General features: G+C 56.6%; 26 protein-coding genes and 1 other RNA gene. 19 read left to right on the forward strand and 8 right to left on the reverse strand.

The annotated features are described in order from the left end of the window. From KHU29_RS08345 to tatC, 4 genes are all read left to right on the forward strand, one after another. On the forward strand, positions 1-372 hold the full coding sequence (locus KHU29_RS08345; RefSeq protein WP_211452340.1) for a histidine triad nucleotide-binding protein: 372 nt from the start codon (positions 1-3) through the stop codon (positions 370-372). Positions 373-492: 120 nt separating this feature from the next. Continuing rightward, positions 493-702: a Sec-independent protein translocase subunit TatA gene (gene tatA / locus KHU29_RS08350; protein ID WP_211452341.1), complete on the forward strand. Its 210-nt coding sequence runs from the start codon at positions 493-495 to the stop codon at positions 700-702. A 65-nt stretch (positions 703-767) separates the two neighbouring features. After that, positions 768-1,268 carry a Sec-independent protein translocase protein TatB gene (gene tatB, locus KHU29_RS08355; RefSeq protein ID WP_211452342.1) on the forward strand — a complete coding sequence of 167 codons (501 nt, stop codon included), beginning with the start codon at positions 768-770 and terminating at the stop codon, positions 1,266-1,268. A gap of 85 nt (positions 1,269-1,353) precedes the next feature. Continuing rightward, positions 1,354-2,229 carry a twin-arginine translocase subunit TatC gene (gene tatC, locus KHU29_RS08360; RefSeq protein WP_343216040.1) on the forward strand — a complete coding sequence of 292 codons (876 nt, stop codon included), beginning with the start codon at positions 1,354-1,356 and terminating at the stop codon, positions 2,227-2,229. Between the two features lie 39 nt (positions 2,230-2,268). Here tatC and KHU29_RS08365 read toward each other — a convergent pair whose 3' ends face one another. After that, positions 2,269-2,955 carry a DUF2461 domain-containing protein gene (locus tag KHU29_RS08365; protein ID WP_211452343.1) on the reverse strand — a complete coding sequence of 229 codons (687 nt, stop codon included), beginning with the start codon at positions 2,953-2,955 and terminating at the stop codon, positions 2,269-2,271. Between the two features lie 62 nt (positions 2,956-3,017). Beyond that, positions 3,018-4,184 carry a Do family serine endopeptidase gene (locus KHU29_RS08370; RefSeq protein WP_211452344.1) on the reverse strand — a complete coding sequence of 389 codons (1,167 nt, stop codon included), beginning with the start codon at positions 4,182-4,184 and terminating at the stop codon, positions 3,018-3,020. Between the two features lie 114 nt (positions 4,185-4,298). On the opposite strand from KHU29_RS08370, the gene KHU29_RS08375 reads away from it, so the two are divergent. The 7 genes from KHU29_RS08375 (at position 4,299) to KHU29_RS08405 (ending at position 12,929) form a co-directional block, all read left to right on the forward strand. Further along, positions 4,299-5,066, forward strand: coding sequence for a Nif3-like dinuclear metal center hexameric protein (locus KHU29_RS08375; RefSeq protein ID WP_211452345.1), 768 nt, complete (start codon positions 4,299-4,301; stop codon positions 5,064-5,066). A 2-nt stretch (positions 5,067-5,068) separates the two neighbouring features. Next, positions 5,069-5,455, forward strand: a complete 387-nt coding sequence (locus KHU29_RS08380; protein ID WP_211452346.1) for an RNA-binding S4 domain-containing protein — start codon at positions 5,069-5,071, stop codon at positions 5,453-5,455. Between the two features lie 330 nt (positions 5,456-5,785). Then, positions 5,786-6,460, forward strand: a complete 675-nt coding sequence (locus tag KHU29_RS08385) for a TetR/AcrR family transcriptional regulator (protein ID WP_211452375.1) — start codon at positions 5,786-5,788, stop codon at positions 6,458-6,460. 22 nt (positions 6,461-6,482) lie between these two features. After that, entirely contained in the window at positions 6,483-8,273 is a 1,791-nt protein-coding gene (locus tag KHU29_RS08390) for an acyl-CoA dehydrogenase C-terminal domain-containing protein (protein ID WP_211452347.1), read from the forward strand. A gap of 156 nt (positions 8,274-8,429) precedes the next feature. Continuing rightward, positions 8,430-10,817 carry a 3-hydroxyacyl-CoA dehydrogenase/enoyl-CoA hydratase family protein gene (locus KHU29_RS08395; RefSeq protein ID WP_211452348.1) on the forward strand — a complete coding sequence of 796 codons (2,388 nt, stop codon included), beginning with the start codon at positions 8,430-8,432 and terminating at the stop codon, positions 10,815-10,817. 14 nt (positions 10,818-10,831) lie between these two features. Continuing rightward, positions 10,832-12,028 carry an acetyl-CoA C-acyltransferase gene (locus tag KHU29_RS08400; RefSeq protein WP_211452349.1) on the forward strand — a complete coding sequence of 399 codons (1,197 nt, stop codon included), beginning with the start codon at positions 10,832-10,834 and terminating at the stop codon, positions 12,026-12,028. A 136-nt stretch (positions 12,029-12,164) separates the two neighbouring features. Next, on the forward strand, positions 12,165-12,929 hold the full coding sequence (locus KHU29_RS08405; protein ID WP_211452350.1) for an enoyl-CoA hydratase: 765 nt from the start codon (positions 12,165-12,167) through the stop codon (positions 12,927-12,929). A 24-nt stretch (positions 12,930-12,953) separates the two neighbouring features. Here the strand turns inward: KHU29_RS08405 and add are convergent, their stop codons facing one another. Both add and KHU29_RS08415 read right to left on the reverse strand, forming a co-directional pair. Further along, positions 12,954-14,042 (reverse strand): adenosine deaminase, encoded by a 1,089-nt coding sequence (add, locus tag KHU29_RS08410; protein ID WP_211452376.1) that lies wholly within the window; start codon positions 14,040-14,042, stop codon positions 12,954-12,956. Between the two features lie 162 nt (positions 14,043-14,204). Next, a complete protein-coding gene (locus KHU29_RS08415; RefSeq protein WP_211452351.1) occupies positions 14,205-15,155 on the reverse strand; it encodes a LysR family transcriptional regulator in 951 nt (316 codons plus the stop codon). A gap of 287 nt (positions 15,156-15,442) precedes the next feature. On the opposite strand from KHU29_RS08415, the gene KHU29_RS08420 reads away from it, so the two are divergent. Continuing rightward, positions 15,443-16,798, forward strand: coding sequence for an NCS2 family permease (locus KHU29_RS08420; RefSeq protein WP_211452352.1), 1,356 nt, complete (start codon positions 15,443-15,445; stop codon positions 16,796-16,798). Positions 16,799-17,140: 342 nt separating this feature from the next. Next, positions 17,141-18,160 (forward strand): porin, encoded by a 1,020-nt coding sequence (locus tag KHU29_RS08425; RefSeq protein ID WP_211452353.1) that lies wholly within the window; start codon positions 17,141-17,143, stop codon positions 18,158-18,160. An 83-nt stretch (positions 18,161-18,243) separates the two neighbouring features. On the opposite strand, the gene KHU29_RS08430 is transcribed toward KHU29_RS08425, so the two are convergent. From KHU29_RS08430 to KHU29_RS08445, 4 genes are all read right to left on the reverse strand, one after another. Further along, the gene (locus KHU29_RS08430) at positions 18,244-18,393 is read right to left on the reverse strand and encodes an entericidin A/B family lipoprotein (protein ID WP_211452354.1); all 150 of its coding nucleotides are present in this window, start codon (positions 18,391-18,393) and stop codon (positions 18,244-18,246) included. 69 nt (positions 18,394-18,462) lie between these two features. Beyond that, the gene (locus KHU29_RS08435; protein WP_211452355.1) at positions 18,463-19,134 is read right to left on the reverse strand and encodes a MarC family protein; all 672 of its coding nucleotides are present in this window, start codon (positions 19,132-19,134) and stop codon (positions 18,463-18,465) included. 100 nt (positions 19,135-19,234) lie between these two features. Further along, positions 19,235-20,152 carry an ornithine cyclodeaminase family protein gene (locus tag KHU29_RS08440; RefSeq protein ID WP_211452356.1) on the reverse strand — a complete coding sequence of 306 codons (918 nt, stop codon included), beginning with the start codon at positions 20,150-20,152 and terminating at the stop codon, positions 19,235-19,237. Positions 20,153-20,198: 46 nt separating this feature from the next. Then, complete coding sequence (locus tag KHU29_RS08445; protein WP_211452357.1) at positions 20,199-21,467, reverse strand: D-amino acid dehydrogenase; 1,269 nt, start codon at positions 21,465-21,467, stop codon at positions 20,199-20,201. Positions 21,468-21,676: 209 nt separating this feature from the next. Here KHU29_RS08445 and rnpB point away from each other — a divergent pair. From rnpB to KHU29_RS08475, 6 genes are all read left to right on the forward strand, one after another. Then, an RNA gene (gene rnpB / locus KHU29_RS08450) (RNase P RNA component class A) lies at positions 21,677-22,002 on the forward strand. A 181-nt stretch (positions 22,003-22,183) separates the two neighbouring features. Next, entirely contained in the window at positions 22,184-22,738 is a 555-nt protein-coding gene (locus KHU29_RS08455; RefSeq protein WP_211452358.1) for a fasciclin domain-containing protein, read from the forward strand. A gap of 257 nt (positions 22,739-22,995) precedes the next feature. Next, positions 22,996-24,165 carry an acyl-CoA dehydrogenase family protein gene (locus KHU29_RS08460; protein ID WP_211452359.1) on the forward strand — a complete coding sequence of 390 codons (1,170 nt, stop codon included), beginning with the start codon at positions 22,996-22,998 and terminating at the stop codon, positions 24,163-24,165. Further along, positions 24,162-24,965, forward strand: coding sequence for an enoyl-CoA hydratase (locus tag KHU29_RS08465; protein ID WP_211452360.1), 804 nt, complete (start codon positions 24,162-24,164; stop codon positions 24,963-24,965). The genes KHU29_RS08460 and KHU29_RS08465 overlap by 4 nt, the downstream gene beginning before the upstream one ends. Further along, a complete protein-coding gene (locus KHU29_RS08470; protein WP_246541692.1) occupies positions 24,962-26,146 on the forward strand; it encodes an enoyl-CoA hydratase/isomerase family protein in 1,185 nt (394 codons plus the stop codon). Before KHU29_RS08465 ends, KHU29_RS08470 begins: the two co-directional genes overlap by 4 nt. 19 nt (positions 26,147-26,165) lie before the next feature. Continuing rightward, entirely contained in the window at positions 26,166-26,615 is a 450-nt protein-coding gene (locus tag KHU29_RS08475) for a DsrE family protein (protein WP_211452361.1), read from the forward strand. Positions 26,616-26,891 lie beyond the last annotated feature (276 nt).

Raw genomic sequence — 26,891 nt, forward strand, 5'->3', positions numbered from 1 at the left:
TTGGAAAATTGTATTTTTTGCAAAATTGCAGCCAAGCAGATTCCCACGAAAGCGATCTATGAAGACGATGACCTGATCGCCTTCCATGACATTAATCCGGCCGCGCCAGTCCATTTCCTGATCGTGCCCAAGCAGCATATTCCAACTCTCGCCGATTGCACTGAGGCGCATGCTGCTTTGTTGGGTAAAATGGCGTTGTTGGCGCCGCGTCTGGCGCAAGAACAGGGCTGTGGTTATCAGCAGGACGGGCAGGGCGAGGCCAGCGGCGGCTACAAGACGATATTCAACGTCGGGCCAGACGGCGGCCAAGAGGTGTACCATTTGCATATGCACGTCATTGGCGGACCAAGGCCGTGGCGTGGCCAACGCTGAACCAGCTGAATCGGGGTTCAGCTGCAGCGGATGTGGCAAATGCGTTGTAGACGGTTGGCAGGGATTTAACGGTTAATTTGACTTAGCAGGATCGGGCGATTGTCCGACAAGGAGAAAAAAATGGGTTCGTTCAGCATTTGGCACTGGTTGATCGTGCTGGTTATCGTCATGTTGGTGTTTGGTACCAAAAAAATCGGCAATATGGGTTCCGACCTGGGCAAGGCAGTCAAAGGCTTCAAGGATGGCGTCAAGGGCGAGGAAGAAAAACAAGCTGCCGACAAAGCGGCGATTGACGTTGCAACCAAAGAAAAGGACAAGTCCGGCAACTGATCCATTGCGGCCGGCGCTAGTCTTAAGCGTTAAGCCGGCCTGAATGATGTTTGCCGCTCCTTCCCATGATCGATATTGGCCTTACTAAACTTGCTCTGATTGGCGTCGTTGCACTGGTTGTTATCGGGCCGGAAAAATTGCCGACCGTAGCGCGCATGGCGGGCTCTCTGTTCGGCCGCGCGCAACGCTACATCAATGAAGTCAAATCCGAAGTCAGTCGCGAGATGGAGCTGGATGAATTGCGCAAGATGCAGCAGGAAGTGCAGGAAGCGGCCAGCGATATCGAGCAAAGCATCTCCCGCAGCGTCTCGGATACCAGGCAGTCGCTGCATGACGCCTGGAACGATAGCAGTGTCAGTAGCAGTACTGCAGACAGTTTTAATGTCGGCCAGCTAGCCGTCAAGGCCAAGAGTTTTCGCAAGAAAAAACTGGCGCGTACCAGCGCCATTCCCGCCTGGTACAAACAACAAAGCGGCCAGAAGGCACGTGTCTTGTCCGGCGCCGCACGTGTTGCGAAATATCGCCCGGCCAGCCAAAACAAGGCTTCCGGTTCATTTTTTTCATGATTTCATGCGCAGCCCGCCGCATTCTGTACCCCGGGCTGCAGCTTGAGATCCGCAAATTCGCTTGTTTGCCACACACCGTGCTCCCATGACTGAAGAACAGAAAACCAGCGGTTTCGACAAAACCAGCGGTTTCGACAAAACCAGCGGTTTCGACAAAACCAGCGGTTTCGACAAAACCAGCGGTTTCGACAAAACCAGCGGTTTCGATAAAACCGGCGGCGTCGAAGAGACGTTCATTTCGCATCTGGTGGAATTGCGCAATCGCATCATGAAGGCGTCGATTGCGGTGATCGTGGTGTTCCTGTGCCTGATGCCTTGGGCCGCGCATATCTACGATTTACTGGCGGCGCCGATGCTGGCAGCTTTGCCGGCGGGCAGCAAGATGATTGCTACCGGCGTCATCACGCCGTTCCTTATCCCGGTCAAGGTAACCTTGCTGTTGGCCTTTGTGATTGCTCTGCCGTGGGTGCTGTACCAGCTGTGGGCGTTTATCGCGCCTGGCTTGTATACGCATGAAAAGAAGCTGATCGCGCCGCTGGTGATTTCATCGTCGGCATTGTTTATCACCGGTGTCGCGTTTTGTTATTACCTGGTATTCGGGGTGATCTTCCACTTCATCAACAATTTCGCGCCGAAATCGGTCTCGGTGGCGCCGGATATCGATAGCTATTTCGACTTTGTGATGACCATGTTTATCGCCTTCGGCATGACTTTTGAAGTGCCTATCGTGGTCATCGTACTGGTGCGCATGGGCCTGGTTTCAGTGGAAAAGCTGAAATCGATCCGTCCTTACATCATTGTCGGCGCCTTCGTGGTGGCGGCAATTGTGACGCCACCGGACATCATGAGCCAAATGCTGTTGGCCGTGCCTTTATGCCTGTTATTCGAGATTGGCTTGCTGGTGGCGCCGATGTTCGTCAAGGCGACGCAGGCACCGGCTGAATCGGAAGAGACTACCTGAATTCATGGAGCGGCCGCCTGGCCCGGCTTATTCGTTGACCTATTCGGCGATCGGGGTTTTGACCTGCCGCAGCCAGGTTACCAGCGGGTAGGCGTCTTTAAAACCCGCCACCAGTTCTCTCTCCAGCGCATCCGATAACATTTTCTTCAACGTCTGTTCTTTCCAGACGATGAAATTCTTCAGCTTGATATATTCGATGTGCGGCGAGTCCGCATCAAAACCTTTGGGCGGACGCGTCAGTTGCCCCTCGGTTTGCAAGTCGCCGTAAGTCTCCTTCAATCTCTTGTTCTTCAGCAGTTTGCCAAAGCCGCTGGCATCGGCGATGACTTGCAGGCGAATCGCCCGCAAGCGGTCTGCCGGTGGCATGTATTCGCCACCGGCGATGAGCAGGGTGCCGCCGGCGTCGATATGGAAGTAATAGGCAGGGCCGCCGCCCTGGCTCGGCTTTTTAAGGCCACTGGCGGTGATGGATGCCGAGAAATAGGTTTTGTACGGACTCTTGTCGTGCGAGAAGCGCATGTCGCGGTTAATCCGGAATAGCGCCTTCTTTGGATTGCAACCGGCAATCGCCGGATCGAATTTGCTGATCTCGGCGATCAGGCGCACTACCAGCTCCAGAAATTCCGCTCGCAAAATATCGTAGCGCGGCTTGTTCATGACGAACCAGGCCCGGTTGTTATTCTCCGACAGTTCGGCAAGGTATTGCGTCAGATCACGTACGTGCATTACGGATTTCCTTTGTGCGATTGTGCGATATTGAGCGCGGACAGCATCGCGCATTCATTTTGCTATTCTGCTACCCGTTTCATTGGCGGCCGCTTGCCGATAACGGCTTCCACCGTGGTTTCGTGAGCCTTGCGCAATACCGTCAATTTTGCTTTGCTGCCTGGCTGCAGCTGGGCAATCAGATTGGTCATGTCGTTGCTGTCGGTGATCGGCTTGCCGTCGATCGCTACCAGGATATCGCCCGGTTTCAAGCCCGCCTTGTCGCCCGGACCATTCTTGATCACGCCGGCGATAATGGCGCCGGTGCTTCTGTTCAAGCCGAAGCTTTCCGCCAGCTCCGGCGTGATGTCCTGAGGTTCGACGCCGATGAAGCCGCGCACCATATGGCCGGTATTGATGATCGATTCCATGACGGATTTTGCAGTAGTCATCGGCACAGCAAAGCCAATCCCGAGCGAGCCGCCGGTGCGTGAATAGATGGCGGTATTGATGCCGATCAGGTTGCCGTTGGTATCAATCAAGGCGCCGCCGGAATTGCCCGGATTGATCGCAGCGTCGGTCTGGATGAAATTTTCAAACTGATTGATGCCGAGATGGCTTCTGCCCAACGCCGAAATAATCCCCATGGTGACCGTCTGGCCGACGCCGAACGGATTGCCGATAGCCAGCACGACGTCGCCGACGCTGGCCTGGTCGGCCCGGCCCAGCGTGACCGCAGGCAGGTTGGGCAAATCGATCTTGATCACGGCCAGGTCGGTTTCCGGATCGGTGCCCACCACTTTGGCGGTAGCGGTGCGGCCGTCGGCCAGCGCCACTTCGATTTCATCGGCGGCTTCGACTACATGGTTATTGGTCAGGATATAACCCTGCGAACTGACAATGACGCCCGAGCCGAGACTGGACTGCTTCTCGTCAGCATCGTCGCCGCGATCGCCGAAGAACTTCCTGAGCAGCGGATCTTCCATCACTTCGGGGCTGACCGGCTTGGCGTCCTTGCTGGTGAAAACATTGACCACCGACGGCATCGCCCGCTGCGCGGCCTGGCGATAAGAGCCCGGCGCAGGCGTTCCCGGCGCAGCTTCTTGCAACGGCACCTTTGAGGTGGCGATGTGCAAGGGCGAGCTGGTCAGAGAGCCTTTTATCCATTCCGGCTTCAAGGTCGTTACAATGAACCAGATAGCTAAACCGACGGTGATGGTTTGCGCAAATAACAGCCAGAAGCGTCGCATAGTGAAGTCTTAAGTAGAGTAAAAATCGAAAGTAAAAATCGAAAGCAAAAATCGAAAATAAAAATCGGGAATCAAAAACCGGAAATCGGTATAAAGAATCGTGAGGCAAAAACCATGAATCAGAAATCGGTAAATCGCGACGAACTCGCAAAATATCTTGCCGAAGCATTAAATATTACACAGTTCCGTGATTATTGCCCAAATGGCTTGCAGGTGGAAGGACGGGCTGAAATCAAGCGATTGGTGAGCGGGGTTACCGCCAGCTATGCTTTGCTGGAAGCCGCCGTCGCCAATGACGCAGACGCGATCCTGGTGCATCACGGGTATTTCTGGCGCGGCGAGGATGCGCGTGTCATTGGTCCCAAGCACAAACGCCTGAAATTGCTGTTGACGCATGACATCAATTTGTTTGCCTTTCATTTGCCGCTCGATGCCCACCCGGATTTTGGCAACAATGTGCAATTGGCGCAGCAATTGGATCTGTTGCCGAATGGCCGCTTCGGCGACGATAACCTGGGCTGGCTGGGAAGCGTGAGCGATCCGCTGGTCCGGACCGTCGGCGATCTGGCAAACCTGATAGAGCGCCGGCTGCACCGCACACCGGTCCTGATCGGCGACCCGTCGCAGCAGTTGGGGCAGATTGCCTGGTGCACCGGCGCTGCACAGAATTTCCTGGGCGATGCAATTGCCGCCGGGGCCGGGGTATACATCAGCGGCGAGATTTCCGAGCCGACCGTGCATCTGGCGCGTGAAACCGGCGTGGCTTACCTGGCGGCCGGCCATCACGCGACCGAGCGCTACGGGGTGCAAGCCCTGGGGCGCCATCTGGCAGAGCGTTTCGGCTTGCAGCACCAATTCATCGATATCGACAATCCGGTGTAATCATGAGTAAAACAGTCGAAGCAGTGCGTATCGACAAATGGCTGTGGGCGGCGCGGTTTTTCAAGACCCGCACGCTGGCGAGCGACGCCGTCGATAACGGCAAGGTCAGGTTGAACGATGAGCGGACCAAGCCGGCCCACAACCTCAAAACCGGCGATATCCTGGCAATCGACAACGGCGCCAGCGTTTGGGAGGTGACAGTACTGCTTCTGAGCGATACCCGCAGCTCGGCGGCAATTGCGCAGACGCTTTATCGGGAAACCGAACAAAGCGTGGTGAAGCGCGCGACGTTGGCAGAAGACAGGAGATATTTCCGCGAACCGACCATGGAAATCAAAGGGCGGCCAACCAAGCGTGACCGCCGTCTGCTGGACAAGACGCAATCCTGAGAAATTACTATCTGGTAGTATTTTGACATCGCATCCCCGCAATTTTCGGGCTAGCTTGGAGCAGCCCGGAACGTTTGCAGCTACCAACTCTCGCAGTCGGGCTGCCTGAACAGGCGCCCGACGTATTTCGAGGGGGGGGCTCGGTAGAACTGCCCCTCTAAGTCGCTGTTTGACATTTCGATTCTGGTGCATAATAGTACGAGCGTTCGCATTCTTGTTGAAAACCGTGTTCAAGCAAGTTGACGCCGATTGTATTAAAGACCCATTAGCCAGACTCAACCAGACAGAGGTAGGACTATCGTGGCACATACTGACATGCCGCCGAAATTCATGCGTAAAGGCGAAATGACGCGCGCAGCGATTCTCGACGTCGCCATCACGCTGGCGAGCCGCGACGGCCTTGAAGGTCTGACGATCGGCTTGCTGGCTGAAAAAATGAACATGAGCAAGTCCGGCGTATTTGCCCATTTCGGCTCGCGCGAGGACCTGCAAATTGAAGTGGTGAAGCTTTACCATCGCCAGTTCGAACAGGAAGTATTCTATCCGAGTATCAAGGAAGCACGCGGCCTGCCACGCCTGGAAGCGATGTTTGCACGCTGGATCCGGCAGGTGACGATTGAAATTGCCTCTGGATGCATCTATATCAGCGGCGCGGTCGAGTACGACGATCGTCCCGGTGAAATCCGCGAACAACTGGTCACCATGGTGCGCACGTGGCAGGAAGCCTTGCACCGCTGCACATTGCAGGCAATCGAAGCCGGTCATCTGCGTGCCGATACCGACGCCGACCAGCTGGTCTATGAAATGTACGGCCTGATCCTGGGTTTGCATCACGACGCGCGTTTCCTGAAAAAGGCCGGCAGCGTGGAGCGCGCTCAAAAGGGCTTTGATCGTCTGATCGACAGCTATCGCGATCCGGCATCACTCCCGGCTTCAGCTGCAAAGAAATCCTCACAAACGAATCAAAAAATCGCTGCCAAAACGTCAGCTAGATCAATCCAGTAAATCCAATCATCAGGAGAGCACCATGGGTCAATACGTCGCGCCGCTGCGGGATATGCAATTCGTAATGCACGAGTTGCTGCATGTAGAAGATGAACTGAAACAATTGCCGAAGCATGCTGATATCGATGCCGATATCATCAATCAAGTGCTGGAAGAAGGCGGCAAGTTTACCTCTGAAGTCCTGTTCCCGTTGAACCATTCCGGCGATCGCGAAGGCTGTCATCACGACAAGGCCACGCATACCGTGACCACGCCTAAGGGCTTCAAGGAAGCCTACAAGCAATACGTTGAAGCCGGCTGGCCTGCATTGTCGTGCGATCCGGAATTCGGCGGCCAAGGCTTGCCACTGGTGATGAACAATTCATTCTATGAAATGATGAATTCGTCGAACCAGGCCTGGACCATGTACCCGGGTTTGTCGCACGGCGCTTACGAATGCCTGCACGCACACGGTACGCCAGAACAGCAAGCGCTGTACCTCCCCAAGCTGGTATCCGGCGAATGGACCGGCACCATGTGCCTGACTGAAGCCCATTGCGGTACCGATCTCGGCATGCTGCGCTCGAAGGCCGAGCCGCAAGACGACGGCTCCTACAAAATCACCGGCAGCAAGATCTTCATCTCGGCCGGCGAACATGACATGTCGGCCAACATCTTGCATCTGGTGCTGGCGCGTTTGCCAGGCGCGCCAGAAGGTTCGAAAGGCATTTCCCTGTTCCTGGTGCCGAAATTCTTGCCGAATGCAGATGGCTCGCTGGGTGCACGCAATCCGATCACCTGCGGCGCGATCGAAGAAAAAATGGGCATCCACGGCAATTCGACTTGCCAGATGAACCTGGACGGCGCCACCGGCTGGATCATCGGCGGCGCGCATAAAGGCTTGAACGCGATGTTCGTGTTCATGAACGCAGCCCGTCTCGGCGTCGGCATGCAGGGCCTGGGTTTGACAGAAGTCGCCTATCAAAACGCCTTGGTTTATGCCAAAGACCGCATCCAGATGCGCAGCCTGTCAGGCATCAAGGCGCCGGACAAGCCAGCTGATCCTATCATCGTTCATCCTGATGTACGCCGCATGCTGTTGACCGCAAAAGCGTATGCTGAAGGCGCGCGCGCATTCTGTTCGTACGTCGCGCTGCAGCTGGACAAGGAACTGAATCACCCGGACGAAGCAGTGCGCAAGGATGCGGCCGATGAAGTCGCCCTGTTGACGCCGGTGGTCAAGGCTTTCATTACCGACAACGCTTGGACGGCCACTTCCGAGTGCATGCAGGTGTATGGCGGCCACGGTTTCATCGCCGAATGGGGCATGGAGCAATATGTACGCGATGCCCGTATCAACATGATCTACGAAGGCACCAACACCATCCAGTCGCTGGATTTGCTGGGCCGTAAGGTGTTGATGGATAACGGCGCCAAGCTGAAGAAATTCGGCGCCAAGGTACAGGCTTTCATCGAAGAGAACGGCGCCGACGAAGCCATGTCGGAATTCATCACACCGCTGGCGGACCTGGGTGACAAGGTCAGCAAGCTGACCATGGAAATCGGCATGAAGGCTTTCCAGAATCCTGACGAAGCTGGCGCCGCGGCGGTTCCTTACCTGCGCGTAGTCGGCCATCTGGTCTACGCCTACTTCTTTGCGCAAATGGCAAAGATCGCACTCGCCAAGCAAGACTCAGGCGACAAGTTCTACGTTTCCAAGCTGGCGACTGCACGCTTCTATTTTGCCCGCCTGCTGCCGGAAACGGCAATGTTGATTCGTCAGGCACGTTCCGGTTCGGCCAGCTTGATGGCATTGGATGCTGACTTGTTTTAATTCGTACTGCGCGACGAATGCAAGATTTGTCGCGCAGAGTAGGGTGGGCAGGTTCTTTTGCCCACGTAGCACCAAGTCTGCTCCGTTTATTTCGGCAACGCGTGGGCACAGGTGCCCACCCTACGAGTACTTTACTCAACTAACCAGGAGACTACAGTGTCCAATTTCATCGTAAAAAAAGTCGCCGTTCTCGGCGCCGGCGTGATGGGTGCGCAAATCGCCGCCCACTGCCTGAACGCCAAAGTGCCGGTAGTATTGTTCGATTTGCCCGCCAAGGAAGGTCCGAAGAACGGCATCGTTCTGCGCGCTATCGAAAACCTGAAGAAACTCAGCCCGGCGCCGCTTGGCAACAAGGATGATGCAGCGCTGATCGAAGTCGCCAACTACGAAGACAACCTCGACGTACTCGCCGGCTGCGACCTGATCATCGAAGCGATTGCCGAACGCATGGACTGGAAGCATGACCTGTACAAGAAAGTCGCGCCGCATATTGCGCCGAACGCGATCTTCGCTTCCAACACTTCCGGCCTGTCGATCACCGCTCTGTCGGAAGGTTTCGACGCTGAATTGAAAGCGCGCTTCTGCGGCGTGCACTTCTTCAACCCGCCGCGCTACATGCACCTGGTTGAGCTGATCCCGACCGCGACTACCAAGCCAGAGATACTTGATCAGCTGGAGGGCTTCCTGGCGTCAACGCTGGGCAAAGGTGTGGTCCGAGCTAAAGATACGCCTAACTTCATCGCTAACCGCGTGGGTGTGTTCGGCATCTTGTCGACGGCTCACCAGGCTGAAAAATTCGGCCTGTCGGTTGACGTCGTCGACGACCTGACCGGCGCCAAGCTGGGCCGCGCCAAGTCGGGTACTTTCCGTACCGCCGACGTGGTTGGCCTGGACACCATGGGTCATGTGATCAAGACCATGCAGGACACCTTGAAGGATGATCCTTTCTACGGCGTGTACGCGACGCCGCCGCTGCTGGCCAAGCTGGTCGAGCAAGGCGCGCTGGGTCAAAAAACCGGCGCCGGCTTCTACAAGAAGGTTGGCAAGGACATCCTGCGCATCGATGCCGCCACGGGCGAATACGTTACCGGCGGCGGTAAGGCCGACGAGCTGGTGGCGCGCATCCTGAAAGACAAGGATCCGGTCAAGCGCATGAAGACACTGCGTGAATCGACCAATCCGCAAGCGCAATTCCTGTGGGCCATCTTCCGTGACGGTTTCCATTACATCGCAGTCCATATGGAATCGATCGCCGACAACGCGCGCGACATCGATTTCGCCATGCGCTGGGGCTTCGGCTGGAGCGTGGGCCCATTCGAAATCTGGCAATCTGCCGACTGGAAGCAGATCGCCGGCTGGGTCAAGGAAGATATCGATGCCGGCAAGGCGCTGTGCAATGCACCGCTGCCAGCCTGGGTATTCGATGGCCGTACCGGCGTGCATGCCGCCGACGGTTCTTACTCGCCAGCGAAGAAGGCGAATGTCGCCCGTTCCACTTTGCCGGTCTACGAGCGCCAGGTGTTCCGCGCACCGTTGCTGGGTGAAGGCGTGGCCGACGGCAAGACTGCCGGCACCACCGTATTCGAGGATGGCTCGGTACGCGCATGGCATCAAAACGATGATGTACTGGTCCTGTCGTTCAAGACCAAGATGCACGTCATCGGACCTGGCGTCATCGCCGGTTTGAACAAGGCGGTTGCCGAAGCAGAAAAGAATTACAAAGGCCTGGTGCTGTGGCACGCGGATGCTGCTGAAGGCGGCGCATTCTCTGCCGGCGCCGACTTGCAATCGATGTTGCCGTTGTTCATGTCGGGCGGCGCCAAGGCGATTGAACCGATGGTGGCTGAATTGCAGCAAGCATTCATGGGCCTCAAGTATGCGAGCGTGCCGGTGGTTGCAGCAGTGGCCGGCCTGGCGCTGGGCGGCGGTTGCGAATTGGCGCTGCACTCAGCTAAACGTGTCGCATCGATCGAATCGTATATCGGCCTGGTTGAAGTTGGTGTCGGCTTGATCCCTGCCGGCGGCGGTTTGAAGGAGGCAGCAGTACGTGCCGCCAACGACGCCAAGGGTAACGACATCCTGCAATTCCTGAAGACTTCTTTCATGAATGCGGCGACTGCGAATGTGTCGAAATCGGCCTTGCAAGCGCAGAGCATGGGCTATCTGAAAGCCACCGATGTGATCGTATTCAATGCGTACGAGCTGCTGCACGTGGCAAAGGTAGAGGCGCGCGCCATGTTCGACGCCGGTTATCGTCCACCGCTGAAGGCGCAGATCCCGGTCGTAGGCCGCGACGGCATCGCCACCATCCTGGCGCAGCTGGTCAACATGCGTGACGGCGGTTTCATCTCGGCACATGACTACAAACTGGGTCACATGATTGCCAACATCGTTTGCGGCGGTGAAGTCAACGAAGGCAGCATCGTGAATGAACAATGGTTGCTGGACCTGGAGCGCAAAGCGTTCGTCGAACTGCTGAACAACCCTAAAACGCAAGAGCGGATCATGGGGATGATGCAGACCGGTAAACCAGTACGCAACTAACGAGGAAGATCAAAATGACTAAGCAATTTCAAGAAGCGTATATCGTTTCCGCTACCCGTACGCCAATCGGCAAGGCGCCGCGCGGCATGTTCAAGAACACCCGTCCGGACGACCTGCTGGTGCGCGTCATGCAATCCGCCATGGCGCAGGTGCCAGGTCTCGATCCTAAACTGGTGCAGGACGCGATCATCGGCTGTTCTTTCCCTGAAGGCGCGCAAGGCCTGAACATGGCGCGTAACGCCGTGCTGCTGGCCGGCTTGCCGAATACCATCGGCGGCGTCACCGTTAACCGCTACTGCGCATCCGGTATCACCGCGATCGCCATGGCCGCCGACCGTATCCGTGTCGGCGAGGCAGACGTCATGATCGCCGGCGGCGCCGAATCGATGTCGATGGTACCGATGATGGGTTTCCATCCTTCGGTCAACATGAACGCGTTCAAGGATGAAAACGTCGGCATGGCCTACGGCATGGGGCTGACAGCAGAAAAAGTGGCCCAGCAATGGAAAGTTTCGCGTGAGGCGCAGGATGCGTTCTCGGTAGAGTCGCACCGTCGTGCCATCGCCGGCCAGCTGGCTGGTGAATTCAAGGACGAAACCACATCCGTCGACATCATCGAGCGCTTCCCCAATCTGGCCACCGGCGAGATCGACCTGAAGACCCGCAGCGTTGATCGTGATGAAGGCGCACGTGCCGAATCGTCGATGGAAACACTGGGCAAACTGAAGGCAGTATTCGCCGCCAAAGGTACCGTCACCGCGGGCAACAGCTCGCAAATGTCGGACGGCGCCGGCGCCTTGATTCTGGTCAGCGAAAAAATCCTCAAGGAATTCAACCTGACTCCGCTGGCACGCTTCGTGTCGTTCGCAGTACGCGGCGTACCGCCGGAAATCATGGGCATCGGCCCTAAGGAAGCGATTCCTGCAGCGCTGCGCGCGGCCGGCCTGACCCAGGACCAGCTGGACTGGATCGAGCTGAATGAAGCATTCGCAGCGCAGGCGCTGGCAGTGATTCAGGATCTTGGCCTGGATCCATCCAAAGTCAACCCGTTGGGAGGCGCGATTGCATTGGGTCACCCGCTCGGTGCGACCGGTGCGATCCGTGCTGCAACCGCGATTCACGGCATCCGTCGCCGCAACCAGAAATACGGCATGGTCACCATGTGCGTTGGTGCGGGCATGGGCGCTGCGGGTATTTTCGAGCGCATGTAATTGTTTGAATCAAGCAGATTGTCATAAGCAATCGTAAAATACGAAAAAGCCGTGCAGCCATCCCCCGCACGGCTTTTTTGTCTTCTTTAATTTAATCGACGCGCCGCCTATTGAGTGCGCTGAACCGGAGCACCAGATGGATATATTGACTAGTAAAGAGAATGGCATCCTGACGATTGAATTCAATCGTTTAGAGAAGAAGAATGCGATCACCGCCGCGATGTATCAGACCATGGTCGATGCCTTGAAAGATGCGGAGACCGATAGCACGATCAGGGCGATTTTGTTTACCGGCAAACCGCAGATTTTTAGCGCCGGCAACGACCTTGAAGATTTCATGAAAAACCGGCCGACAGGCTTCGATAGCCCGGTGTTTCAATTCCTGTGGCAAATCAGTCATGCCAGCAAGCCGCTGGTGGCTGCGGTGGCGGGTGCTGCGGTTGGTATCGGCACCACCATGTTGATGCATTGCGATCTGGTGTATGCCGCCGACAATGCCCGTTTCTCGATGCCGTTCACGCAACTGGGTTTGTGTCCGGAAGCCGCTTCCAGCTTGATCTTGCCGCAAATCGCCGGATACCAGCGCGCAGCTGAAAAACTGTTGCTGGGCGAGGCGTTTTCGGCAGAAGAAGCAAATGCCATGGGCCTGGTCAACAAGATATTGCCGGCGGAAGAATTGCTGGCGTTTGCACAAGCGCAGGCGGCCAAGCTGGTGGCTTTGCCGGCAGCGTCGATCCGCCTTACCAAAAGTCTGATGAAGGGCGACCAGACCGCTACTGTAGAAGCGCGGATGCAGCGCGAGATCGAACATTTCGGTGCGATGTTGACTGCCCCGGAAGCGGCAGAGGCATTCGCGGCTTTCTTCGCAAAACGAAAGCCGGATTTCAGTAAATTTGCATGACCGGTAAATCCTGATGCACTAAGGTCACGCCGGTTCCGCCAAACGACTACGCAATGCATCGAAGCTGGCGCTCCATTCAGTACGCCATTGCTGACGCGTCTGTTCGTCGATCCACGCGCCGTCCAGACCGTTCAGCATGAATTCCCGCAGCTGATCGAGGCCGAAACCGAAGTGCAGCATCATCATGTGCCATGCCTCCGTAGGTGTCACCTTGTGTAGCGTCGGGTCATCGGTGTTGGGATGAATCTTGAGTCCCTGCTGATACATGAACCGGATCGGATGTTCGCTGGCCCAGCGCTCGGGCGGCAGCGTGCGCAGATAGTAGGAATTGGTCGGCACCACCGTAAACAAGATACCTTTTTCGGCGCAGCGCTGCACGAATGCCGGGTTCTCCAGCACCGTGTAGCCGTGGTCGATACGGTCGACGCCCAACAGGTCGACTGCAGTCTCGACATTGGTCCAGGGCATGCCGAATTCACCGGCGTGCGCCGTTGTTTTCAGGCCCGCCTCACGCGCCATCCGATACGCTTTCCAGAACAGTTCCGGCGGATGTTCCGGCTCGCGGTAATCGATGCCGATGCCGACCACTTCCGGCACCCGATGCGCCAAGACCCACTCCACCATTTCTACCGCTTCCGCCGGATCGGCCTCGCGGTCGATACTCGGGATCAGCCGCGACGTTATGCCGAAATCGGCTTGCGCTGCATGGATCGCATGCACGATTGCCGCCTGCGCCTGCGCATATGGAATCCGCGAGGTCTTCACCGTGCCGGTCGGATTCCAGAAAAATTCGCTGTATTGTACGCCGTGGCTGCTGGCGTCTTCGAGGTATTCGTAAGTGATTCGATACAGGTCTTCCGCACTCGTCAGCAGATGTGCATCTAACGCACGCAACACCCGCAGTACGCCAACCGGCTTTTCGCCGCGGGTATAGAACGCATCGATTTCGGCACGCTCCACCGGCGCCTGCGTCTTGTTTGCCAGGTCTACGAACGTGTCGTAACGCACGGTGCCAAGCAAGTGACAATGAAGTTCCGCCTTTGGCATTAAACGGAGAAACTCGGTGAGTTCCAACCTGCTCTCGACGAAATCTGCTTGCCCCGGTAAAACCATGTTGCTGCCTCCTGTGATGCGCATGAACTATTCTGCTTGATTCTGGTTTGATTATTTCCACAGCCAGAATAGAACCGCTTCAATCATAAATCAAATTTTATTAATCTATAGTTCGATCATTTTATTTTATTCTAATCGCTGGCGACGATCGAGCTTACCCTGTTACGCGACCCGTAAAAGTGCCGCACGCAAAGCACTGAAGCATTGCGCGACAGTCGGGCTGCGCGGCGCGTGGTGCGTGCGCATCAGAGCGATCGAACGTGCCACTCGCGGCTTCACCAGCGAACGGGTGACTAGCGCCGGATCGTACAAGGTTTCCGTATATAGCCTGGGTAAGATCGCCAGCGCCAGGCCGGCGCGCACCAGTCCGTACAACGGTTCGGTGTGTTCTATCCGATAGGCCGGCTCCAGTGTCAATCCATGCGCGGCAATCGTCGCGCTGACCAGGTCGCTGACGCTCCCGCGCTGGAACACCGCGATCTCCCGTCCGGCTAGCAATTGCCATGGCACCGTGGCGTGGTGGCTGAGCGGATCGTCGGCGGGCAGCAGCAATACCATTTCGTCTTCCCATAGCGTATGGTGCTCGAAGGGTGTTTTTCCCTTTGGAGCGACGCCGATCCCGAGATCAACTTCGCCCCGCTCGATCGCATTCAACAGGTCGCTATTGGGCAGATCGATCAATTCGATACGCAATGGGGCATGCGCCTGCCGTATTGCTGCCAGCGTCGGCAGCAGTCGCGTTGCGGCAGATGGAATCAGGCCTACTCTTACTGTGTGGGCTTGCGTGGTGAAACTGCTGGCCATGTCGGTAAATGCACTGCGTGCAGTGTTGAGCAGGTGTTCGGCCAGCGGCAGTATCGCGGCACCGGCTTCGGTCAGTGTAACGCGATGGCTGGACCGGTCGAACAAAGCGCCGCCAAACTGTTTCTCCATCTGCCGGATCGCGGCACTCAGTGCAGGTTGTGTGACGGACAGCTGCAATGCGGTTTCGGTGAAGCTGCGGCTATACGCAAGCGTGACGAAATACAACATTTGCCGTAATGACAATGCTGGTAATGGCGCTATCCGGGAAGTGTTTCTCGGTGCGGGATGGTCGGATGGAATGGTAGTCATCGGCTGTCATGCATTAAATAAAATTATAGAACTATAGATTAATAAAATTGGATTTATAGAGAGCGCAGTTTTATTCTAGACAATGACAGCAAGTATTGCGAGGAATTGCGAGGAACATGTGTTGTCTGCGCCGACTGTCAGCGTTTGGCGCGGCCTCGGCGGCCAGACGCGGTCACCGGGCAGCTATCAGGTGATTGCACGCGAGCTGCAGATATCTATTCCGACCTACGCGATCAGAACGACTAACAATTATTTCGTGAAGACAAGCAATCATGGAGACAACTAACATGAAAACAACCGCACGGGCAGTGAAGCCGCCTGCGGCCCGCCGTCGCTGGTTCGATCGACAGTTTGCGCTCACCGAGCGCAGCACCACGGTCCGTACCGAAATCATCGCGGGAATCACCTCGTTTCTGGCTTGTGCCTATCTGCTGATCGTGATTCCCAGCCTGCTCTCGACCGGCGGCATGGATCGTGGCGCGACTACAACCGCAACCATTATCGTGTTCGTGCTGGCTACCGTGCTGATGGCTTTCTACGGTAACTTGCCCTTCATCGTCGGCCCCGGACTCGGCGGTTCGGCGATTGTCGGCGTCACGCTGGCCGCGAGCGAACACGTTGCATGGCAGATCGGGATCGGCATTGCCTTCTGGTCCGGCGTGCTGTTCATGGTGCTGACCGTGTTCAAGTTGCGCGAAGTCGTGACCCGCACGGTGCCGCTGCAAATCAAGCTCGGGCTGACCGCATCGATCGGCCTGTTCATCACGATGCTCGGTTTCCGCAATGCCGGCCTGGTGGTCGCCAATGCGAAGACCAATGCCTTCATGCTCGGCAATTTCACCGCGCCTGGCGCCTGCGTTGCATTGATCGGTTTTGCGGTTGCGGTGTTTCTGCAAGCGCGCAAGATTCCCGGAGCGATTCTTTGGGCGATCCTGATCGCCACCGGCGCCGGTATCCCGCTCGGCGTGACCAAGCTGCCGCAGACGCTATTCGCGATGCCGCACTCGATCGAGCCGATCTTTTTCAAGCTCAACCTGATCGATTCACTCAGCCTCTCGTTCCTGCCGTATCTGTTCGCATTCTTCGCTTCCGAATTCTTTTCGACGATGGGCACCACGCTGGCGGTCGGCGACAAAGCCGGGATGCTCGACGAGCACGGCAATATGGAGCAGATCAACAAACCGTTTGTGGTCGATTCGATTTCCGCCACTGTCGGCGCGTTGTTCGGGATTCCGGCGCTGACTGCTCTGGTCGAGTCGGCGGCCGGCGTCGAGGCTGGTGGCCGCACCGGTTTGACCGCGCTCGCTGCGGCGCTGATGTTCCTCCTGATGCTGTTGTTTACGCCGATCGCGCTGATGATCCCGAAGGAGGCTACCGCGCCCGCCTTGTTGTTGATCGGTTTGTCGATGTTCTCTGGTTTGCGCCGGGTCGACATGGATAATTTCACCGAAGGCTTGCCGGTGATGCTGATGGTACTTCTCACGCTAATCTCGAACAGCTTCGGGACCGGGATTGCCGGCGGCCTGCTGTGCTACGTGATCATCAAGTTGCTCGCGGGGCGCGCCAAGGATGTGCCGATAGGCCTCTATGTTCTGGCGTTGCCCCTGGCCTATTACTTCTGGACGGTGGTTTCGAAACATTGATTTTTCAATTATTGAAAACGATAAATACAGCGACAGGCACAGCGACCGCCACATATAAGATCGCGCGCCTGCAGCCATCGACGTAAGAGGAGATATCACAACGAAATTATTTTCGACGACTAGTCCGTTCGACCTTCGCGTCACATAACACCACGCGCTGAACGCACTGCGTGGGATCCCCCTTTCCATCTGAATCACTCTGGGTTGCATGACTCCGGGAGGGCTTTTTTTGTCCTCGTTTTCGGGTGAGTGCATTCAGTAACAGAAATGCTTGAAGCAAAAAAATAAGGCAACCAACGATTGCCACGGATGATTTATCGGTTAACTATAGGAGATGTAACAATGAAAAAAATAATGATCGCTGTATCCCTGCTCGCTGTCGGCGCGGGTGTCGCTCATGCGCAAAGCAACGTGACAATTTATGGTGTGGCCGATTCTTATCTGGATTTCGGCAATAACGGCAAACAAAACGTCAGCCGCCTTCAAAGCGGCGGCATCAACGGCTCTCGCCTTGGCTTCAAGGGTAGCGAAGACCTCGGCGGAGGATTGAGGGCGATCTATACGCTGGAAATGGGGATTAATCTCGATGACGGCACTTCGGGGCAGGGCGGCGTGGCATTTGGCCGCCAGTCCTGGGTTGGACTGGATGGAAGATGGGGAGCGCTGACCATCGGTCGCCAATACTCGCCATTGTTCGTGACGACGCTGAAATACGGTATGGGCGGTGGCTTGGGCTGGGGTAATGCGTCCAATTACTTCACCGATTTTTCGGTTGCTACGCGGCTGAATAACTCAATCAACTATGTCTCTCCCAATCTGTCTGGCTTCACGTTGAGAAGCATGTATGCGTTGGGTGAAAACCCGAATGCAGGGCAGCGTAAAGTCGGTAATATCGCCAGCATTTCCGGCCAGTATGACAACGGTCCGCTGTCGGCCAGCCTGGTGTATTTGACCCGCAACACGACCACCAGCAATACCGACAAATGGGCGACGCTTGGAGTCTCCTATGATTTTGGCGTGGTGAAAGCAGGTTTGCTATATCAGGCGCGGCGCGACGATGCTAATCTCGCGCGCAACAATTACTTTGAAATCAGCGCCACCAAACCGCTCGGCAACGGTTCGCTGCTGGTCAGCTATGGCGGATTCCAGAACAAGCTGATCCGCAATGCCGATGCCAAAGCGCTGAGCCTGCGTTATGACTACTATCTGTCGAAGCGCACCACCGTCTACACCGGTATCGCGAAAATTCGCAACGATGCCAAAGCCACCTTCGGTATAGATGGCGCCACCGGTTCGGCGCTGGTAGTCGCCAATGGCAACGATCCGCGTTCGATCATTTTCGGCATCAAGCACGCGTTCTGATCAACTGGAAATTTACGCGTAAAAAACCCGACAACAGGTCGGGTTTTTTATTATCTTGGGAATCACGCGAAAGCTACGACAAACTACATTTTCTTTTGCGTGTCTTGCGCCGCGTCTTTTACCTTTTCGCCACCGGTTTTTACGTCCTGGCCCATGCCGGCAATCGTATTGCAAGCTGATAGTGCGCCTAGCACGCCAAACATTGCCGCAATTACCATTATCTTCTTCAGCATCGTGTGCTCCTTTAGGTGAGGGTAAGGCAACAATCTTATCACTAGAATTCCGCCGGGCGAAAAAGTAAATTAATGCGCTTGCCATAACAATAAGAGGCCGCTCACCCCGTCCCACAGGATCTGCACGCCGATACAGAGCAAGATGAACGAAGTCATGCGCTGCATCACGGTGGTGCCGGTGTCGCCTAGCAGGCGTATCAATACGCCTGCAAAACGGTTGCAGAGATAGACGATCAGTGCCGCTATTGCGAGGCCGGCGACGGCGGCGACCAGAGACAGCGGCAGCGGCACGTTCGGCACGCGTACGCCGGCGCCCAGGGTGATGGCGACCGAGATCGAACCGGGGCCGACGGTGAGCGGGAACGCCAAAGGATAAAAAGCTTTCTTCGAGGCGAGCGCCTCAGTCCAGAGCGATTCAGGTACGGCTTCTGCCATCGGCATTTCATCGGAGTTCAGCATTTTCCAGGCGGTGGCCACCACCAGCAGGCCACCGGCGACTTTCACCACGGGCAGCGACAGCCCGAAAAAAGCCAGTACGTGGGTGCCGATGAACATGCCGCCCATCAGCAGCAGGAAGGAATTGATAGCTACTCCGCGCGCCAGTGCGTTGCGGGTGGCGTCGGATGCGGTGATGGTCAGCGCGTGGAAAATCGGCGCGCCGCCGGGCGGGTTCATGATCGGTAATAACGCCGCCAGCACGAACAGCACGGTCTTCAGGAAGCTCAGTAAGTGGAATTCCATGTGCGCATGTCGTCAGTAGTCATCGGTGGCCCGATTCTAGACTGACGGCATGGCGGCGGCAAGCAATGCCGCGCATAATGGGGAAGATGCAGGAAGGAACTTACCAGCCGAAGCGTTCGCAGGCGCGGCGGTAGACCAGGCCGGACAGAGCGATATCTTCGACGCCGACGCCAATCGCCTTGTAGATCACCAGATCGTCTGGCTGGCGTTGGTAAGTGCTGCTGCCGTCGACAATCTGTCCCAGTTCCCATACCCGGTCCCAGGCGAAAGTGCCCGGTTGGCACAGCAACAGATCGCCGGCTTCCTGCTGTGCTTGCGGTTTCCATTCAACTACCAGGGCGTTGGCGCGGGCAATCGCGCGATCGTCGAGTTCACGCAGGTTGCCTTTGCTGGCGCCGACCGCCGCAACGAAAGCGCCCGCTTTCAGCAAATCGCCGGAAAACAATGGTTCGGCCGAACGAGTTACCGTCACCACCACATCGCCGGCCTGTGCCGCCTCATCGATATTCACGGCGCGCGCCGGAATCCCGGTTTGCTGCGTGATCTGTTCCGCAAACTGTTGTTGGCCGCTGCGGCCCGCAATCAGGATCTCCCTGAATTTGCGCACCGCCAGCAAAGCCGGCACATGTGAATGCGCCTGAACTCCGGTGCCGATTACCGCCAGCGTGGCAACGTCCTGGTTGGTCAGGTGATCGGCGGCGACCGCCGTGGCTGCAGCGGTACGCAAGCCGGTCATGGTGTCGGATTCAATGGCCGCCAGCGGGCGTCCATCTTCGGTCGAAAACAGCACGGTGACAAAATGAAATTTGCCGTTGATCGTGGTGTAGATCTTGTAACCGGCGATGCCGGCGGCAGGCAGCAATGCGCCCATGCTGGACATCATGACAGGGCCGGCGCTGGTGCGGATTCTCGCCTGTTGCGCGCCCTGTCCGATGCCGGCGAAGGCCTGGCGCATGGCGGCTATGGCGTCGCCGGTATTGATCAGCTCGGCGACTTGCTGGTTGGTGATGAGTTTCATGGTTTCATTCCTTTCGGTTTTCGCGGGTATCCGTGGGTTTCCATTGTTAAGCGTTGAATGAAAAAGGGCTGGCATCGATGGACGTGGCCTGGCCGTTGATCAATTGCGTCAACAAGGTTGCGCTGCCATGGGCCAGGGTCCAGCCGAGACTGCCATGGCCGACATTCAGATACAGGTTCTTGACCGGCGCCGCGCCAATCAGCGGCACGCCGCTTGGCGTAGCGGGGCGGAAGCCGCTCCATGGCGACAAGCTGGCGCTGTCTGTCAGATCGCCGCAACCAGGGAATAACTCACTGACGCCGCGCTTCAATTCATCGATTGCCGCGTCCGGTATGCTGCGATCCATGCCGACCAATTCTACGCGCCCGGCAACCCGCAGGCGATCGCCCAGCCGTGCGTAAACGATCTTCTTGGACAGATCGGTGATGGATACCTGCGGCGCTGCGGCTTGATTGGCGCTGCCGACTAACGGCACCGTGATGCTGTAGCCCTTGAGCGGGTAGAGCGGCAATGAGAAGCCGGCGCGCCGTGCGAAATCGGCGCTGGCCGGACCTAGCGCCAGAACGAAAGCATCGGCGTCGATTTGTTCCTGGCCGGCATGCACTGCGATCAAGGCGCCGTTACGCATCTCCAGTTTATGGATACGTTGCGAATGGGCGAAGCGGAAGCCGGGCTGTTGCGCCATGGTATTCACCAGTTGCCTGCAAAACAGTGCGCAATCGCCTGCTTCCTCGCTCGGCGTATACACGCCGCCAGCCCAGTCGCGCTTGGCATTGGCCAGCGCCGGTTCAATTTCCATGCAGCGTGCGGCGTCGATGATTTCCTGCTGGCAGCCATGTTCGGCCTGAAACGCAATTTGCTTGCGGGCGCTGTCCAAACCCTTGGCATCGCCGTACATCACCAGCTTGCCAGCGCTGCGATGCTGGAAGTCTAGCGGTACGGCTTGCGTCAGTTGCTGCAATTGTTCGCGGCTGAAGAATGCCAGCCGTAACAGATCGATGGTGGTTTGCCTGACGCGTTTGGTATTGCAGGCGGCCAGGAATTTGAGCAGCCAGCGCCATTGCGCGGGATCCATTTTCGGCCGCAAGGTCAGCGGCGAGTCGGCGCTGAACAAGTATTCCGGCCAATGACTCCAGACCGACGGATCGGCCAGCGGCGCGACATACGAATAACTCAGTTGTGCGCCATTGCCCAGGCTGGTCTCGCTGCCCGGCAACGCCGCAGCGTCAACCAGTGTGACTTGATGGCCTGCTTCCAGCAGCCGATAGGTGGAAGTGACGCCGATAACGCCAGCACCTAATACGCAAATGTGCATTTGTTCTGTCCTGTTGCGGAAAAATGATGTTGCTTGCCGATGTGGCCGATCCGGCCGGCGTTGTGATTTTGCGCTGCAAAAAGCTTCGAATACTATACGTATGCTCGGATGTTCTGTCTCATGCTATTTTGGCATCATCGGCCAGGTTCGAGGCTCTGCCACCATGAAAAACCGCGGGTTGATGCCCTCATTGCGGTAGAATGCCGCCTGAAGTAAGCCAGACAGCCGCTGGCCGACGTTGCAATGCGTTGGCGGGAGGAAGGTCCGGACTCCATAGAGCAGGGTGACGGTTAACGGCCGTCCGCCGTGAGGCGAGGAATAGGGCCACAGAGACGAGCGTATTAAGTTACGGTGAAACGCGGTAACCTCCACTCGGAGCAATTCCAAATAGGCACGCGTTGATGTTGCTCGCGGAGCGTGCGGGTAGGAAGCTTGAGCGCTGGAGTAATCCAGCGCCTAGAGGAATGGTTGTCATAACGCAAAGGCGCAAGCTTGAGCGTCGTAACAGAATCCGGCCTATCGGCTTACTTCATTTTCTTTCGGCGGGCTTTCTGCGCTCGTACGGTTGTACCTGGCGAATGTTGTGTCGCCATCCGCATTGCCGTCCCATCGCCATCCCATTTTTTTGCATGCTGTCGTAATCCTTGAATCCAGTTTTCGGGCAATCGCGTATATGACTGTGCAGGCTCCGAAAATTCACTCTTCAAGGAATTATCATGCGCAAACTTAGCTATGCTTTAACTTTGTCCGCTGCTCTGATCGCCGCCAGCGCGGTCCACGCAGAAGATACCGTGATGGTCGGCGGACAAAACATGTACCCCAGCAAGGACATCGTCGACAACGCTGTCAATTCAGCGGATCACACCACCCTGGTAGCCGCAGTAAAAGCCGCCGGCCTGGTGGACACACTGAAAGGTAAGGGCCCATTCACCGTATTTGCTCCAACCAATGCCGCTTTCGCCAAACTGCCGCCCGGCACGGTGGAAACTCTGGTCAAGCCGGAAAACAAGGCAACTCTGACCAAAATCCTGACTTATCACGTGGTGCCAGGCCGATATGGCTATGCCAAGCTTGAAAGCGCCATCAAGCAAGGCCATGGCAAGGCAGAATTGCCAACCGCCAGTGGCGGCATGTTGACCTTTACGCAAAATGGCCCACGGAATATTGCCGTCACAGACGATGGCGGCCACGTTGCTAATATCAGTACCTATGACGTGAATCAGTCGAATGGCGTGATCAATGTGATTGATACCGTGTTGCTGCCTAAGTAGTAGGCGGCACAATCGGGGTTGCCGCAAGCGGGTGCCGCAAGCGGGAGCCGGTAAGGACAAGCCGTTCGGTAGCAATGAGTCGGGGCAACGTCATTCAATGACGTTGCCCTTTTTTCGTCCAAATGGATTGGGTGACGTTTACGTTAACGTCAATTATTGCTATTCTGCGGAGATAGATGTTGCCGGCAGCAGTAATCGATAGCAGTAACCGATAGCATTAATACAAGACTACCCATTAGCATTGGAGACAAACCACCATGGATTTCGAATTATCAGAAGATCAACGTGCATTTCAGCAGACTGCGCGTGATTTTGCCGCCGGAGAGTTGGCGCCGCATGCAGCTAAATGGGATGCCGAAGGCATCTTCCCTACCGATGTGATCGCCAAGGCGGGCGAGTTGGGTTTCTGTGGTTTGTATACGCCGGAAGAAGTGGGTGGTCTGGGTTTGTCGCGGTTGGATGCCACCATCGTATTCGAGGAACTGGCGCGCGGCTGCACTTCGACCACGGCCTATCTGACAATTCACAATATGGTGAGCTGGATGATCGCCAACTGGGCCACGCCGGCGGTACGCGCAGGCTGGTGCGAGAAACTGGCGAGCGGTCAAAAACTTGGTTCCTACTGCCTGACCGAACCAGGCTCGGGCTCGGATGCGGCATCGTTGAAAACGACCGCGCAATTGGTTAACGGTGAGCACGGCGAGTACGTGATCAACGGCTCCAAGGCGTTTATCTCAGGTGCCGGCGCGACCGACGTGCTGGTCCTGATGGCGCGCACGGGCGCTGGTGGCGCACATGGGGTCTCGGCATTCGTGGTGCCGTCTGATACGCCAGGGATCAGCTACGGCCGCAAGGAAGAAAAGATGGGCTGGAATAGCCAGCCGACGCGCACCATCAGTTTCGATAATGTACGGATTCCTGCCGATCACCTGCTGGGGCAAGAGGGAGAAGGCTTCCGTCTGGCCATGCGCGGCCTGGATGGCGGTCGTATTAATATCGCCACCTGCTCGGTCGGCACCGCCCAGGCGGCGTTGGATGCTGCGCATGCGTACATGGGCCAGCGCCGTCAATTCAACCGGCCGCTGTCGGATTTCCAGGCACTGCAATTCAAGCTGGCCGATATGCAGACAGAGCTGGTTGCCGCGCGCCAGATGGTGCGGCTGGCGGCTTGTAAACTCGATGCTAAAGATCCGAATGCCACGACATACTGCGCGATGGCGAAACGCTTCGCTACCGACATCGGCTTCCAGATCTGTAACGAAGCGCTGCAAATCCACGGCGGTTATGGTTACATTCGCGAGTACCCGCTGGAACGCCATTTCCGCGATGTCCGCGTACATCAGATCCTGGAAGGCACCAATGAAATCATGCGGGTGATCATTGCCCGCCAGTTGTTGAGCAACGCATCCAATGAGGACATCCGATGAACAACGTTACTAACGTTACCGACACCTACACCAACCTGCGGCTGGAAATCATCGGCCATACTGCCGTCGTCACGATGGCCAATCCGCCGGCCAATACCTGGACCGGCGACGCCTTGCGCGATTTGACGCAGCTGGTGCAAACGCTGAATCAGGATAAAAATATCTATAGCCTGGTGCTGACCGGCGATGGTGAAAAATTCTTTTGTGCAGGCGCTGACCTGAAACTGTTTGCCGACGGCGACAAGGTCATGGCGCGCGAAATGGCGCGTCGTTTTGGCGAGGCTTTCGAAGCCTTGTCCGGCTTCCGTGGCGTCTCTATTGCCGCCATTAACGGTTATGCCATGGGTGGTGGCCTGGAGTGCGCGCTGGCCTGCGATCTGCGCATTGCCGAGGAACACGCGCAGATGGCCTTGCCGGAAGCTGCAGTGGGTTTGTTGCCTTGCGCCGGCGGCACCCAGAATCTGCCGTGGCTGGTTGGCGAAGGTTGGGCCAAGCGTATGATCTTGTGTGGCGAACGGGTCAATGCCGAAACGGCATTACGCATCGGTTTGGTCGAGGAGTTGGTAAAAAAAGGCGAAGCCAGGCAACGCGCCCTGGCGCTGGCCGAACAAGTCGCCAGGCAAAGTCCGTCTAGCGTCACCGCCTGCAAGAAGTTGATTCAAGGCGCACGCAGCAATCCATTGGCGAACTTGCTGCCGGTGGAGCGCGAATTGTTTCTTGATCTGTTTGACACCCAGGATCAAAAGGAAGGCGTGAATGCCTTCTTGCAAAAACGTCCCGCTGTCTGGAGCAACCAATGAAAGACGACGCAAAGATGGCAGACGTAAATTTAACCGCAGCTGCAGCGCCAGCCTTGTTTGAAGAACTGACTACCGATAACGGCAAGCGCATCGGCATCGCCACGTTGAATGTGGAAAAGACGCTGAATGCGATATCGCTGGAAATGGTGGATTTGCTGGATCGGCAATTGCGCGCGTGGGCCGCCGATCCGCAACTGGCGATGGTGGTGTTGCAGGCGGCCGGCGAAAAAGCTTTTTGCGCCGGTGGCGATTTGCAGGGTTTGTACCGCACCATGCTGGATCAGCACGCCACCGGCCGGGAAGATGATATTCGGGGCAATACCTACGCGTGCGATTTTTTCGAGCGCGAATATCGGCTGGATTATCTGATCCACACCTATCCCAAGCCGATCCTGGCCTGGGGGCACGGCATCGTGATGGGCGGCGGGATCGGCTTGATGGCAGGCGCCAGCCATCGCGTGGTGACCGAGAAATCACGGTTAGCCATGCCTGAGATCACGATCGGCCTGTATCCGGATGTCGGCGGCACCTGGTTCCTGAACCGCATGCCGGGCCAGATCGGTTTGTTCCTGGCGTTGAGCGGCGCCTCGATTGGTGCTGCCGACGCCATTTTTGCCCGGCTGGCCGATCATCAAATCAGCCATGCGCAAAAACAGCCGGTGCTGGCGGCATTGTTAACCCAGCCTTGGGATGGCCGGCAGGACGATGTCCTGTTAAGCCGGGTATTGCAACATGCCGAGCGCCAGGCCGCGGAGACGTGGGTGGCGGGGCCGACACCGTTGCATCAGCATTTTGAATTGATTAACCAGCTGTGCGGTGCGCCGACCTTGGCCGAGGTTGTGAACAATATCGTCGAATTGAAAACGGAAGATCCGTGGCTGCAAAAAGGAATCGCGACGCTGGTAGCGGGCAGTCCTGCATCTGCCTGGTTGTCGCATGCGTTGCAAAAGCGGGCGCGGCATATGTCGTTGGCGGAAGTGTTCCGGCTGGAATATGTGGTTTCCCTGCATTGCGCCGCCCGTGCCGATTTCGCAGAGGGCATCCGGGCGCTGATTATCGACAAGGATCGCCAGCCGCACTGGCAGCCTGCAACTTTGGCGGCTGTTACCAACGATTGGGGCAACGGCTTTTTTGATAATCCATGGTCAGAGACGGATCATCCGTTGGCCGATCTGATCTAATTTCCAGCCGAGAGCCAATATGCAGCGACGCAACATTCTGTGGACAATGTTTTCGTCAATCGGTGCGGCGGCAGTCCTCGCCGGAGTCGCGTCACGTGCAAAGGCGGCAAGCGTGGATAAGGCCAAGGTCGCGTATCACTTGAGCGACCTTGATAAGGTCGGCTTTGTACTTGGCAATATTCAGAACCATTACGATGGCATGGGCGGCCCGGACAAGGTGAAAATCAATCTGGTCATACATGGCCCGGCGCTCAAAGCGTTTCATTCCGCGCAGGCAAGCCCGGAATTCAGCCAGCATGTCGCCCAGCTGGCAAAGACGGGGCTGGAGATGGATGCCTGCATCAATACGATGAAAGCGCAGAACGTCTCGTTAAAAGAGCTGCTGCCGGATTTTAAGGTTGCCGATAAAGGCGCAGTTGTGTTGCTCGCCGATTTGCAGTCACAAGGTTATGTCTATTTAAGGCCTTGATGGCTGTCTCTTTAAGTATTTGCAAACCTCAATCTGAAATATCGGCGGGTTGGGAAAAATAAATCGACTCTGACCCGAATGCCGTTAAGTTAAGCCCCGAACGGTATTCTTTAGATGGACCAATGCGGTCACTGCGTCATCCCCGCGAACGCGCACTGCTGTCCGGAATAATTTGATTGACAATGTTGGGAAGGGTTGCAGGTATTGGTCTAAGGGGGTATACCCCTGTTTGCCAACTTAAAAACCAAACCTGCAACATGTTCAGCATAACGACTT

The sequence above is a fragment of the Collimonas antrihumi genome (assembly GCF_018304965.1).
Lineage (GTDB): Bacteria > Pseudomonadota > Gammaproteobacteria > Burkholderiales > Burkholderiaceae_D > Collimonas > Collimonas antrihumi.